The sequence below is a fragment of the Gordonia sp. (in: high G+C Gram-positive bacteria) genome (assembly GCF_047600385.1).
Taxonomy (GTDB): Bacteria; Actinomycetota; Actinomycetes; order Mycobacteriales; family Mycobacteriaceae; genus Gordonia.
The window spans coordinates 1742461-1754210 of the sequence record NZ_JASGKZ010000001.1 but is presented as its reverse complement, the minus strand read 5'-3'; the positions used below and the strand labels follow the sequence as shown (position 1 = coordinate 1754210).

The 11750-nt window shown below is 68.1% G+C and carries 15 protein-coding genes and 1 pseudogene; 1 reads left to right on the top strand and 15 read right to left on the bottom strand.

The window, feature by feature from the left end; all coding sequences use genetic code 11:
* Window positions 1-24: 24 nt before the first annotated feature.
* The 3 genes from QM809_RS07850 to QM809_RS07840 are packed head-to-tail and all read right to left on the bottom strand — an operon-like array spanning window position 25 to window position 3133.
* On the bottom strand, window positions 25-903 hold the full coding sequence (locus QM809_RS07850) for an ABC transporter permease (RefSeq protein ID WP_415045234.1): 879 nt from the start codon (window positions 901-903) through the stop codon (window positions 25-27).
* Complete coding sequence (locus tag QM809_RS07845; RefSeq protein WP_415045233.1) at window positions 903-1742, bottom strand: ABC transporter permease; 840 nt, start codon at window positions 1740-1742, stop codon at window positions 903-905. The genes QM809_RS07850 and QM809_RS07845 overlap by 1 nt, the downstream gene beginning before the upstream one ends.
* The gene (locus QM809_RS07840) at window positions 1739-3133 is read right to left on the bottom strand and encodes an ATP-binding cassette domain-containing protein (protein WP_415047036.1); all 1395 of its coding nucleotides are present in this window, start codon (window positions 3131-3133) and stop codon (window positions 1739-1741) included. The genes QM809_RS07845 and QM809_RS07840 overlap by 4 nt, the downstream gene beginning before the upstream one ends.
* Before the next feature lie 680 nt (window positions 3134-3813).
* Here QM809_RS07840 and QM809_RS07835 point away from each other — a divergent pair.
* The gene (locus QM809_RS07835; RefSeq protein ID WP_415047035.1) at window positions 3814-5070 is read left to right on the top strand and encodes a DsbA family protein; all 1257 of its coding nucleotides are present in this window, start codon (window positions 3814-3816) and stop codon (window positions 5068-5070) included.
* A gap of 87 nt (window positions 5071-5157) precedes the next feature.
* On the opposite strand, the gene rpsQ is transcribed toward QM809_RS07835, so the two are convergent.
* The 12 genes and pseudogenes from rpsQ to QM809_RS07775 form a co-directional block, all read right to left on the bottom strand.
* Window positions 5158-5439, bottom strand: a complete 282-nt coding sequence (gene rpsQ / locus QM809_RS07830; protein ID WP_415045232.1) for a 30S ribosomal protein S17 — start codon at window positions 5437-5439, stop codon at window positions 5158-5160.
* Window positions 5436-5669, bottom strand: coding sequence for a 50S ribosomal protein L29 (rpmC, locus tag QM809_RS07825; RefSeq protein ID WP_005936737.1), 234 nt, complete (start codon window positions 5667-5669; stop codon window positions 5436-5438). The genes rpsQ and rpmC overlap by 4 nt, the downstream gene beginning before the upstream one ends.
* Window positions 5669-6085, bottom strand: a complete 417-nt coding sequence (rplP, locus tag QM809_RS07820; protein WP_415045231.1) for a 50S ribosomal protein L16 — start codon at window positions 6083-6085, stop codon at window positions 5669-5671. The genes rpmC and rplP overlap by 1 nt, the downstream gene beginning before the upstream one ends.
* Before the next feature lie 3 nt (window positions 6086-6088).
* Complete coding sequence (gene rpsC / locus QM809_RS07815) at window positions 6089-6886, bottom strand: 30S ribosomal protein S3 (protein ID WP_415045229.1); 798 nt, start codon at window positions 6884-6886, stop codon at window positions 6089-6091.
* Between the two features lie 2 nt (window positions 6887-6888).
* Window positions 6889-7299 (bottom strand): 50S ribosomal protein L22, encoded by a 411-nt coding sequence (rplV, locus tag QM809_RS07810; protein WP_415045228.1) that lies wholly within the window; start codon window positions 7297-7299, stop codon window positions 6889-6891.
* A gap of 2 nt (window positions 7300-7301) precedes the next feature.
* On the bottom strand, window positions 7302-7583 hold the full coding sequence (rpsS, locus tag QM809_RS07805) for a 30S ribosomal protein S19 (RefSeq protein ID WP_009681030.1): 282 nt from the start codon (window positions 7581-7583) through the stop codon (window positions 7302-7304).
* A 17-nt stretch (window positions 7584-7600) separates the two neighbouring features.
* Window positions 7601-8438: pseudogene (gene rplB, locus QM809_RS07800) on the bottom strand (50S ribosomal protein L2).
* Window positions 8439-8472: 34 nt separating this feature from the next.
* Window positions 8473-8778 (bottom strand): 50S ribosomal protein L23, encoded by a 306-nt coding sequence (gene rplW, locus QM809_RS07795; protein WP_415045227.1) that lies wholly within the window; start codon window positions 8776-8778, stop codon window positions 8473-8475.
* 2 nt (window positions 8779-8780) lie between these two features.
* Entirely contained in the window at window positions 8781-9440 is a 660-nt protein-coding gene (gene rplD, locus QM809_RS07790) for a 50S ribosomal protein L4 (protein WP_415045226.1), read from the bottom strand.
* Window positions 9437-10093, bottom strand: coding sequence for a 50S ribosomal protein L3 (gene rplC, locus QM809_RS07785; RefSeq protein ID WP_415045225.1), 657 nt, complete (start codon window positions 10091-10093; stop codon window positions 9437-9439). Before rplC ends, rplD begins: the two co-directional genes overlap by 4 nt.
* A 14-nt stretch (window positions 10094-10107) precedes the next feature.
* Window positions 10108-10413: a 30S ribosomal protein S10 gene (gene rpsJ / locus QM809_RS07780; protein ID WP_005936758.1), complete on the bottom strand. Its 306-nt coding sequence runs from the start codon at window positions 10411-10413 to the stop codon at window positions 10108-10110.
* 401 nt (window positions 10414-10814) lie between these two features.
* The gene (locus QM809_RS07775; protein WP_415045224.1) at window positions 10815-11600 is read right to left on the bottom strand and encodes an SAM-dependent methyltransferase; all 786 of its coding nucleotides are present in this window, start codon (window positions 11598-11600) and stop codon (window positions 10815-10817) included.
* Between the last annotated feature and the right edge of the window lie 150 nt (window positions 11601-11750).

Here is an 11750-nt window from a genome sequence, read left to right as displayed (position 1 = left end):
CGAAATCCACACGAACGGACGACATCACCGACCCGCCGCCGCCTTCCGGTAGCCCTGCAGCGCCGGGTACGTGGCCGCACCCATCATCAGGACAGTCCAGATCCCGACCTTGATCAGGTTCCCCATGATCGGGCCGCCCGCGGCGAACGACCGCATCAGATCGATCGCAGGCGTCATCGGCTGATTCGCGACGATCGGCTGCAGCCATCCCGGATACATGTCCACCGGCGAGAACCCCGAATTGAAGAACATCAGCAGGGTCGACACCATGCCGAGGTAGGAGACCAGCGGAGCCCCCGGTGCCGCGTTCACCGCGAGCGCCAACGTGAGCATGGCGAACGCCGTCGCATACGCCACCGCGACCACGAAGATCCCGATCGCCGGTCCGACCCCCTGGGTGAACCGGAAGCCGATCAGGAATCCGGCGGCCACCAGCGCGATGGTGGTGAGCAGCGCGCGCAGCGATTCGGCGAGCACCCGGGCGCTGAAGTCCGCGCCGCGGTTGATCGGCAGCACGTACAGCCGGCTCAGCAGCCCGCTCCGGCGTTCCATGTTCAACCGGGTCGCCGACACCGCCGAACCGAACATGGTGCTGGTCAGCACCACCAGCGGCACGATGCCGAAGGCGCTGTCCACCCCGGTAACCTTGCCCACCGCGTCACCGAGGACCACCTTGAACATCAGCATGGTCAGCGCCGGGAAGATCAGGATCTGCACGAGCGTCGGCAGATCGCGGAAGGCGACCAGCAGCTGCCTGCCGGTCAGCACCGCGGTCTGCCGCCACCAGCCGAGCAGCGACCGCTCCGACAGCACGATCGGCTCGTCCGGTCCACTCGACGCCTCGGGTTCACTCGGCACGGTCGGCTCCCTCGGATCGTCGACGTCGTCGGTCGTCGTGGTCATCAGCCGATCCTCCGCGCCGCGACACCGAAGAGCATCAGTCCGAGCACGATCAGCCCGAAGAACCACCACACCGAGGGTGCGACGGTGTCCCAGGTCGCGGTGCCCTCCATCAGCTCTCGCATGGCCTTGACGACCTGCGAGATCGGCTGGTTGCGCACGAATCCGCGGATCCACTCGGGGAACAGCATCAGCGGCATGAAACCGCTCGAGAGCATGCCGAGGATCAGCGTGGGGAACGCGACCAGCTGGCTGGTCGCCGACGGCGTCTTCGCGACCATGCCGACCCCGTCGGCGACGAACGACAGCGCCCAGCCGATCACTCCGACGAGCACGATCGCCAGCACCGCGCCCTGCAGGCCGCCGCCGTCCTCGTCGAGCGGAATCGGGCGCCAACCCATCAGGAGGCAGGCGGCCAGGCCGCAGATCAACGCGACCAGGAGCAGGACGAAGTTGGTCGCGGTCCGGGCGACGAACGGCACGAGCGCGGGCATCGGCAGCACCCGGAAGCGCGCGTTCACGCCCTCCATCCCGTCGAACGCCGAACGCATCGCCGCCGACGACGCCACGAACGACATCGACTGCAGCATGATGATCGGCATCAGGAACTGCGCGTAGTCGAGACCGTCCGCGGCCTCGGCGACCACCTTCCGCAGCGGGAGGTAGAAGCACAGCGCGAGCATCGCGGGCGAGACGAACGCGAAGATGAACTCGCCGTTGCGGAACACCTTCGTCAGGCCCCGGACGGTGAGCACCCACCACTGCTGGAGCGGGTTGGTCTTCGGATGCAGAAGTTCCCCGTCCAGGTCGTCGTCGTAGCCCGATTCCACGACAGCGGTCATGAATCGTCCTCGTCCGTCTCCGGCGCCGCCGCGTCCGGGTCGGTGAGGGCGAGGAACACCTCGTCGAGCGAGGGACGCCGCAGCACGATGTCGGCGAGCGGGATGTCCTCCTTCTCCGTGCGCCGAAGCACTTCGGCCAGCGTCTCCGGCCCGTTCGGCGCGGGCACGGAGAACGTCCCGTCCGGGTTCTCCGTGTCGGCCTCGGCCGGCCCCAGCAGATCCCTGAGCGCGCTCCGCAGGCGATGCACATAGGCCGGGTGCGCGGGTGTCACCTCGCAGTAGGCGGCGCCCGTCGCGGCCTTCAGCTCGTCCGACGTCCCTTCCGCGATCACCGTGCCCTTGTCGATCACCACGATGCGGTCGGCGAGCATGTCGGCCTCTTCGAGATACTGCGTGGTCAGCAGAATGGTGACGCCCTGCGCCCGGAGATCCTCCACCACGGTCCAGACGTCCTGGCGGCTACGCGGGTCCAGACCGGTGGTCGGCTCGTCGAGGAAGACGACCACCGGATCGGTCACCAGTCCGCACGCGATGTCGATACGACGACGCATGCCGCCCGAGTACTGTCCGACCTTGCGACTCGCCGCGGCCTCGAGACCGAACGTCTCCAGGAGTTCTTCGGCGCGCCGCTTGGCCGCGGACTTCTTCAGCCCCAGCAGGCGACCGAACATCACCAGGTTCTCCCGGCCGGTCAGCCCTTCGTCCAGCGCCGCGAACTGTCCGGTGAGCATCACCGAACGGCGGACGCCCGCGGCCTCGGTCACGACGTCGTATCCGTTGACCGACGCGGTGCCCCCGCTCGGCTTCAGCAGCGTGCACAGCATGTTGACCGTCGTGGTCTTGCCCGCGCCGTTCGGTCCCAGCAGTGCGACGATCTGCCCCTCGGGGACCGCGAAACTGACACCGTCTACCGCGACGTGTCCCTTGAACACCTTGCGCAGACCGTTCACCTCGATCGCGAGCGGAAGGTCGCCGCGGGCCGCGGCCTGATCCTCGTCGACGCTCGGAAACGCCTCGGTCCGCGCCTGCGCCCCGACCAGTTCCTCCGGCGACAGCGCGGGCGGCTGCGTGACGCCCCAGGTCGCGTGGTCGGTCGGGATCTGCCTGCGCGGCACCGGGCGCGGCGGAGGCTCGATGGGCCGCTCCGGCTGACGCGGCCGCCCCGGCCCCAGCCCGGGGATCACCCAGGATCCGCTGTTCGGCTGCGCGTCCCGCTGCTGCGGACGCTGCCGATCCGGCTCCGGCTCGTGATTCGCCCGCAGCCGGTGCCGCGACGGTTCCGGCCGCCGAGGTTCCCGCGCGGGGGCGGGACGCTCCTGCGCGGGGTGCAGCTCCGTCCTGGGTTCCTGCGCGGGGTGCAGCTCCGTCCTGGGTTCCTGCGCGGGGTGCAACTCCGTCCGGGGTTCTTGTGCGGGGTGCAGCTCCGTCTTGGGCTCCTGAACGGGATGCAGTTCCGTCCGAGGTTCCCGCCGGTCGGCGACCTCGAGCTTGCGCACCGACGGGTGCCTCCGTTCGACGGCCCCGGACTCCGGCTGCGCGGAGCGGCGCCGCTCGTTCCCGTCGGGCTGACGCGCCGCCGGTCGTCGTCGTTCCGCGCCGTCGGGCTGTCGCCGTCGTTCCGCACCGTCGGTCGAGCGCACCTGCGGACGACGCCGTGCGGCGGGTCCGGACTCGCGCGGTGCCTGCGCCCTCCGCTCGCCCGGCTCCGGCTCGCGCCGCCGGGGCGGGGCGGCTTCGTCGCCGCGCGACGACCCCGCGGGCTCCTGCCCGTCCATCCAGATGTACATCGGACCCGAGTTCAACTCGGCCCGCCACGCACGCAGCTGCTGGAGCGTCGGATCATCCTCCGCGTCCCAGGAACCGGTGTCTCGCAACGGGTCTTCGGCCGGCCGCGCAGCGCGTCCGGGCGCGCGCGAACCCGGCTTCGCACCGCCGGTGCCGGACCCACCGTCGAGCGCTGACATAGAGCCCCTCTCCCTGGTTCGAACCCCACCAGGGCCCTTCGGACAGTCCTCACCATGTGTGTCGACTGCTTCTTCCGTCACACAGGCTATCGTCGTCGGAGCCCGGAATGTTGCACCGCCGCCATTCTCCCCTCGTTCGACCGACAGTCCCCCGCCGCGATTCCGCCTCGTTCCGAAGACCGCCGGTTTCCGTTCAATTCATTGATGAATCGGAATTCATCCGGTATGACCTGGAAAGAATCGTCTGGCGGCGTGCGGAGACGACGAATCCGCGGTTTCTCCGCCTGCTCCGCCGCCGCCGGAGAAATCCTCTTCTCCGAATGTCGTACGAACGGAGGAATCTCGATGCCGCACGGCATCGTCTCGTGATCGCCGCCCCGGACGACCGGCACCGCTCGATTCCCGATCGCTACTGTCGACACGGCCCGAACGACCCCCGAATCAGGAGACGATGTGACGACCGAACCCGAGTCCGGAGCCTCGCGCGATGCGCCCGGACCCGCCGAGCAGGCCCCCGCACCCGGACATCCGCCGCCCCCGCCACCCGCCTCGCCGCCGCACGCGCCCGGGCAGCCACCGGCCGGACACCCGTCGGCGTCGTTCCAGCCCCCGGTCCCACCGGCCCCGCCGCCGTCCTCGTCGAAGCTCAAGCCGGTCCTCGTCGGGAGCATCGTGATCGCGGTCCTGCTCGTCGTCGCACTGATCGTGACGGCCGTGTTCGTCTTCTCCGGCGAGAAGGACGACGCATCGTCGCAGGCGACCGAGGGCACCGTCTCCTCCGACATCGGCGGCCTCGGCGACCCCCGATTCGAGTATCTCGTCGGTGCGGACGGAAAGGCCCCGACCGAACCCCTGCGGGTCGTCGTCACCGTCATCAGCGACTACCAGTGCCCGGCCTGCAAGTACTTCGAGGCGAACTACGCGGGGCTCCTCGACCAGCTCCGCGCCACGACCGTCACCGCCGTCCGGTACATCCCCGTCAGCTTCCTGAACCGGATGTCCGACGACGACTACTCCTCCCGCGCCTGGAACGCCTCGGTCTGCGTGGCCGACTCCCGCGCCGGCGACTCGTACACGCCCTGGCTGACCTACCACCGCCGGCTGTTCGACCACAGCCTGCCGAGGGCGGCCCCGGGGTGTCGAACGAAGCCCTGGTCCGGCTGGCCGCCGCCGACGGGGTCGACGCCGACATCAGCCGCTGCATGCGGGATCGGACGTACGACTCGTGGTTCACGAGCCACACCCAGAAGGCCTTCGCCCTCGGTATCCGAGGCACCCCGGGCATCCTGATCAACGGCCGGGTGCACGAGCCCACGAGTCCCGCGGACCTCCGCCGGGCCGTCGCGAACGCGATGGGCGGCTGACCCCTCGTCGCACCAATGCCGAGAGGCCCGGCTCCCTTCCGGGAACCGGGCCTCTCGAATGTTTCGGCAGAGGAAGCCGAGAACGACCTACTTGGCCTTCTCCAGCACCTCGACCAGGCGCCAGCGCTTCGACTTCGACAGCGGTCGCGTCTCCATCAGACGAACGCGGTCGCCGATACCGGCGGTCTCCTGCTCGTCGTGCGCCTTCACCTTGCTGGTGGTGCGGATGATCTTGCCGTAAAGCGGGTGCTTCACGCGATCCTCGAGCTCCACCACGATGGTCTTGTCCATCTTGTCACTGACGACGTAACCGATCCGCTCCTTGCGGCGGTTCCGCTCTTCGACGTTCACGTTCTGGTCCTCACTCATGCGTCGTCTCCTTCCGGACCGGACGCCAGGCCCAGCTCGCGCTCGCGCATGACGGTGTAAATGCGTGCGATCTCACGACGCACGGTCCGCAGGCGGCGGTTGTTGTCGAGCTGGCCGGTGGCCATCTGGAAACGAAGGTTGAAAAGCTCTTCCTTCGACTCCTTCAGACGATCGACCAGGTCGGTGTCGCTGAGCTCACGGAGCTCACCAGCAGCGATTCCGAGTGCCATCAGAACTGCTCCTCTCTGGTCACGATCCGGGTCTTCATGGGGAGCTTGTGCTGCGCGCGACGCAGGGCCTCGCGGGCGGTCTCCTCATTGGGGTAGGTCATCTCGAAGAGGACGCGACCCGGCTTGACCGGGGCGACCCACCACTCGGGCGAACCCTTACCCGAACCCATGCGGGTCTCGGCGGGCTTCTTCGTGATCGGACGGTCCGGGAAGATGTTGATCCAGACCTTGCCGCCACGCTTGATGTGGCGGTTGATCGCGATACGAGCGGACTCGATCTGACGGTTGGTGATGTAAGCGCTCTCGAGCGCCTGGATACCGTAATCACCGAAGGTGACCTTGGTTCCGCCCTTCGCCTGACCCTTCAGGCTGGGGTGATGCTGCTTGCGGTGCTTGACCCGACGAGGGATCAACATGCCTCAGCCCTCCTGGTTCTCGGCCTGCTCGGGAGCAGGCGCGCTGGCTTCCGCGGTGGCCGCGGTGGTGTTGCGGCCGCCCTCGTTGCTGTTGCCGCCACGACGCGGCCGGCTCGGACGACGCGAACGACGATCCTCGGCTGCCGGAGCGGCCGCAGCCTGCTCGCGACGTCCGCCGACGATGTCACCCTTGTAGATCCAGACCTTGACGCCAATGCGACCGAAGGTGGTCTTGGCCTCGAAGAAGCCGTAGTCGATGTCGGCGCGCAGCGTGTGCAGCGGCACGCGACCCTCGCGATAGAACTCCTTGCGGCTCATCTCGGCACCGCCCAGACGACCGGAGCACTGGACACGGATGCCCTTGACGCCCGGCTGACGCATGGCCGACTGGATGGCCTTGCGCATGGCGCGACGGAACGCGACACGGTTGCTGAGCTGCTCGGCGACGCCCTGGGCGACCAGCTGAGCGTCGGCCTCGGGGTTCTTCACCTCGAGGATGTTCAGCTGGACCTGCTTGCCGGTGAGCTTCTCCAGCTCGCCGCGGATGCGATCGGCCTCGGCGCCGCGGCGACCGATGACGATGCCCGGGCGGGCGGTGTGGATGTCGACGCGGACCCGGTCACGGGTGCGCTCGATGTCCACGCCGGAGATGCCTGCGCGCTCCAGACCGGTGTTCAGCAGCTTGCGGATCGCGACGTCTTCCTTGACGTACTCGGCGTACTGCTTGTCGGCGTACCACCGGGTGTTCCAGTCGGTCGTGATACCGAGGCGGAAGCCGTGCGGGTTGATCTTCTGGCCCACTGCTAGGCTCCCTTCTTCTTCTGCTGACGCGAGCGCTTGGAGCCGCCGACGGTGCCGGTGTTCGACACGACCACGGTGATGTGGCTGGTGCGCTTGCGGATCCGGAAGGCACGACCCTGAGCACGCGGCTGGAACCGCTTCATGGTCGGGCCCTCGTCGGCGAACGTCTCGGTGACGACCAGGGTGCGACGGTCCAGACCGAGGTTGTTCTCGGCGTTGGCTGCGGCGCTGGCCACGACCTTGGCGACCGGCTCACTGGCGGCCTGCGGGGCGAACCGCAGGATGTCCAGGGCCTCGTCGACGCTCTTGCCGCGGATCAGGTCGATCACACGACGTGCCTTCATCGGAGTGACGCGGACGAACTTGGCCGTCGCGCGGGCACTCTGCACTGCATTATCTGTCTGAGTAGCCATGATTACCGACGCTTCGCTTTCCGGTCATCCTTGATGTGACCCTTGAAGGTGCGGGTAGGGGCGAACTCGCCCAGCTTGTGGCCCACCATCGAGTCGGAGACGAACACCGGCACATGCTTACGGCCGTCGTGGACGGCGAAGGTGTGACCGATGAAGTCCGGGGTGATGGTCGAACGACGGGACCAGGTCTTGATGACCTGCTTGGTGCCCTTCTCGTTCTGCGCGTCGACCTTCTTCAGGAGATGGTCGTCGACGAACGGGCCCTTCTTCAGGCTGCGTGGCATTTCTTACCTCCTCCTAGTTATCGCTTGTTCTTGCCGGTACGACGGCGGCGGACGATCAGCTTGTCGCTGGCCTTGTTCTTACGGGTGCGGCCCTCGGGCTTGCCCCACGGGCTGACCGGGTGGCGGCCACCGGAGGTCTTGCCCTCACCACCGCCGTGCGGGTGGTCGACCGGGTTCATCACGACACCGCGGACGGTCGGGCGCTTGCCCTTCCAGCGCATGCGGCCGGCCTTGCCCCAGTTGATGTTGCTCTGCTCGGCGTTGCCGACCTCGCCGACGGTGGCGCGGCAGCGCACGTCGACGCGGCGGATCTCACCCGACGGCATGCGCAGGGTCGCGTACGGACCCTCCTTGCCGAGGAGCTGGATCGAGGCGCCGGCCGAACGGGCCATCTTGGCGCCGCCGCCCGGACGCAGCTCCACGTTGTGGACCTGGGTACCGGTCGGGATGTTGCGCAGCGGCAGGTTGTTGCCCGGCTTGATGTCGGCGTTGGGGCCCGACTCGACGACGTCGCCCTGCTTCAGGCCCTTGGGGGCGATGATGTAGCGCTTCTCGCCGTCCACGTAGTGCAGCAGTGCGATACGTGCGGTCCGGTTGGGGTCGTACTCGATGTGAGCGACCTTGGCGTTGATCCCGTCCTTGTCGTTGCGACGGAAATCGATCAGGCGGTAGGCACGCTTGTGCCCGCCACCGCGGTGCCGGGTGGTGATCCGGCCGTGCGCGTTGCGGCCGCCCTTGCCGTGCAGGGGGCGGACCAGCGACTTCTCCGGATGGTCACGGGTGACCTCGGAGAAGTCCGCACCGCTCGAAGCCGCGGCGGCCCGGGGTTGTCGGCTTGTACTTACGAATAGCCATAGTTAATTAAGTCCCTCTCTCAAGAGTGCTCCGGTCAGCTGACCGGGCCCCCGAAGATCTCGATGGGATTGCTGCCCTCGCGCAGCGTCACGATGGCGCGCTTGGTGTCCTTGCGCTTGCCGTAGCCGTAACGGTTCCGCTTGCGCTTGCCCTCACGGTTGTTCGTGTTGACGCTGGAGACCTTCACATCGAAGATCTGCTCGACGGCGATCTTGATCTGGGTCTTGTTGGAATCCGGGTGCACCAGGAACGTGTACTGGTTCTCCTCGATCAGGCCGTAGGCCTTCTCCGAGATCACCGGCGCCAGAATGATGTCGCGCGGATCTGCGTGCGTAGCCATTCTCAGCCCTCCTTCTTGGTATTCGCCTCGATGAAGGCGTTCAGCGTCTCGACGCTGAACACGACCTCGTCCGAGTCGATGACGTCGTAGGTGTTCAGCTGATCCGGAGCGATCGCGTGCACGTTCTGCAGGTTCGCGATGCTCTTGCGAGCGGCCTCGTCCTCGCGCGAGAGCACGACGAGGAACTTGCGGCGGTCGCTGAGCGACTCCAGGAACTTGCGCGCGGCCTTGGTCGACGGGGCCTGGCCCTCGACGAGCTCGGTCACGACGTGGATGCGCTCGTTACGCGCCCGGTCGGAGACGGCGCTGCGCAGAGCCGCAGCCTTCATCTTCTTGTTGACCTTCTGCGTGTAGTCGCGCGGCTGCGGACCGTGCACGGTGCCGCCGCCGACGAACTGCGGAGCGCGGGTCGAACCCTGACGGGCGCGACCGGTGCCCTTCTGCCGGTACGGCTTGGCGCCACCGCCGCGGACCTCGCCGCGGGTCTTGGTGGAGTGCGTGCCCTGACGGGCCGCGGCCTGCTGCGCGACGACGACCTGGTGCATGAGCGCGATGTTCGCGTCCACGTCGAACAGGTCGGCGGGCAGCTCGACGGTGCCGTCGACGGCACCGGCCGGGGTGCGGACGTCCAGCGTCAGCTTGGTTGCGGTCTCGGTGCTCACTTGTCGCCACCCTTCACAGCGTCGCGAATCACCACGATGCCGCCCTTGCGGCCGGGGATCGCGCCCTTGATCAGCAGGAGACCGGCCTCGGCATCCACCTTGTAGACGGTGAGATTCTGAGTGGTCACCTTCTCGTTGCCCATCCGGCCGGCCATCCGCATGCCCTTGAACACGCGGCCCGGGGTGGCGCAGCCACCGATGGAACCCGGTGCACGGTGCACGCGGTGCGCACCGTGGCTCGCGCCCAGGCCGGCGAAGCCGTGACGCTTCATGACGCCGGCGAAGCCCTTGCCCTTGGAGGTGCCGGTCACGTCGACCTTGACGCCGTCGGCGAACAGGTCGGCGCCGAGCTCCTGGCCCACCTCGAAGTCCGCGACGTCGGCGACGCGGATCTCGGTGAGGTGGCGGCGCGGGGTGACACCGGCCTTGGCGAACTGGCCGGAGACCGGCTTGTTCACCTTGCGGGGGTCGATGGCGCCGTAGGCGAGCTGCACGGCGGAGTACCCGTCACGCTCCTCGGTACGAAGCTGGGTCACGACGTTGCCGCTGGTCGCGATGACGGTCACCGGGACGACCCGGTTGTTCTCGTCGAAGACCTGGGTCATGCCGAGCTTGGTGCCCAGCAGGCCCTTCTTTGCAGTCTGGTTGCTCATGTTCTAGTCCCCCGTCACTGGATGTTGACGTCGACGCTGGCAGGAAGATCGATGCGCATGAGCGCGTCGACCGTCTTGGGCGTCGGGTCGAGGATGTCGATGAGTCGCTTGTGCGTGCGCATCTCGAAGTGTTCGCGGCTGTCCTTGTACTTGTGCGGCGAACGGATGACGCAGTACACGTTCTTTTCGGTGGGCAACGGCACCGGGCCGACCACGCGTGCACCCGTGCGGGTCACGGTGTCCACGATCTTGCGCGCCGAAGCGTCGATCGCCTCGTGGTCGTAGGCCTTGAGCCTGATGCGGATCTTCTGTCCCGCCACGCTGTGTCCTCTTCCGTCTGTATGTCTCTCGACGAACAGAACACCGGCGTGGACTCACACCCGTGCTGCACCCGTGACCGGGGCAGGCGGGCGGCAACGGAGCCACATGACCACGGTCCGCGCTGGGCGCGGACGCGATCGACGCTGTTCTTTTCGTCGTTGTACGCTTCCCTCCGGCACCCGCGGTCGGGCGTGTCGTGACCGTGACACTCACGAGAAGTGCACGCGTTACACGCCCGGATCCGCGTTCACGGTCCGGTGGGAGTTGATCGCCTCGCAGGAGGCAACCTGACCAGTATGCACCACGTCGGACGCGGCCACAAGTCCGAGCGGGCGCCGACCGGCGAGCGCACATCCCTCGCCGGCCCGGGATCCCCGCACCTCGGGGCGGCGACCGCGGTCTACCCCACCCCGTACGACGATCCGCCGACCGCGAGCTGCCGCGGCCGCAGCACGTACCCGGTGTACCCGTAGTCGCGCCCGTACAGCTGACGCACCCGGATCTCCTCGACGATCGGTGCGAGCAGCGCCTCGTCGACCCCCTCCGCGCGGAGCTCCTCCACGCGCAGATGCAGCGGACCGTAGTACTCGAGCCAGTCCGAGCTCGGGAGCAGATAGGTCCCGAGCACGTCCCATCCGGCTCGCTGACAGGCGGCGACGTTCTCCGCGGTGCTCCGCATGGCGGGATAGGCCTCCGCCCAGAACGCGCGGGCGCCGTCGGACGGATCATCGGTCACGTACTCGGCCTCGGTCAGCACCAGGACCCCCTCGGCCGCGAGCAGACCGCGCCAGGCGGCCAGCGCGTCGTCGAACCCCATCAGGTAGGCCGAGCCCTCGGCCCAGATCAGGTCGATGCTCCCCGGCGCCACCGGGAGCTCCTCCATCCGAGCCCGGAGCACGGTGACGCGCTCGGCGACTCCGGCGTCGGCGGCTCGTCGTTCCACGGCATCCAGGAAGGGGCGGTGCACGTCGACGGCGGTCACCGCGCCGCCGGTGAGTTCGGCGAGCGGCACGGTCGACGCGCCGGGCCCGCAGCCGATGTCGAGGATCCGCGGCGCGGGCGGCAGCGACGAGTCCGCGAGACGCAGCAGCATCTCGGTGGTGGCCCGTGAACCGGGCGCCTGGCGGGGCAGATCGGCGTGCGCCCGGGTGAAGACGGTCGACTGCTCGGGACTCGGTGCGCTCACCCCTCCACCATTCCACGTGTGCCCGCTCACGGCACGGAGGCGACCCGCAGCCCATCGAGAAACATTTGTTATCACTTTTTCGACGCCGTCGGCCGGAAGCCCCGACGCGACCGACCGCGGACAAGTAGCGTGACCGGCGACACACCCGAA

Excerpts from the sequence above, each read along its gene's own strand:
- QM809_RS07850 (WP_415045234.1), bottom strand. The coding sequence starts at position 903 with ATGACCACGACGACCGACGACGTCGACGATCCGAGGGAGCCGACCGTG.
- QM809_RS07845 (WP_415045233.1), bottom strand. The coding sequence starts at position 1,742 with ATGACCGCTGTCGTGGAATCGGGCTACGACGACGACCTGGACGGGGAA.
- QM809_RS07835 (WP_415047035.1), top strand. The coding sequence starts at position 3,814 with ATGTTGCACCGCCGCCATTCTCCCCTCGTTCGACCGACAGTCCCCCGC.
- rpsQ (WP_415045232.1), bottom strand. The coding sequence starts at position 5,439 with ATGAGTGAGGACCAGAACGTGAACGTCGAAGAGCGGAACCGCCGCAAG.
- rpmC (WP_005936737.1), bottom strand. The coding sequence starts at position 5,669 with ATGGCACTCGGAATCGCTGCTGGTGAGCTCCGTGAGCTCAGCGACACC.
- rplP (WP_415045231.1), bottom strand. The coding sequence starts at position 6,085 with ATGTTGATCCCTCGTCGGGTCAAGCACCGCAAGCAGCATCACCCCAGC.
- rplV (WP_415045228.1), bottom strand. The coding sequence starts at position 7,299 with ATGGCTACTCAGACAGATAATGCAGTGCAGAGTGCCCGCGCGACGGCC.
- rpsS (WP_009681030.1), bottom strand. The coding sequence starts at position 7,583 with ATGCCACGCAGCCTGAAGAAGGGCCCGTTCGTCGACGACCATCTCCTG.
- rplW (WP_415045227.1), bottom strand. The coding sequence starts at position 8,778 with ATGGCTACGCACGCAGATCCGCGCGACATCATTCTGGCGCCGGTGATC.
- rplC (WP_415045225.1), bottom strand. The coding sequence starts at position 10,093 with ATGAGCAACCAGACTGCAAAGAAGGGCCTGCTGGGCACCAAGCTCGGC.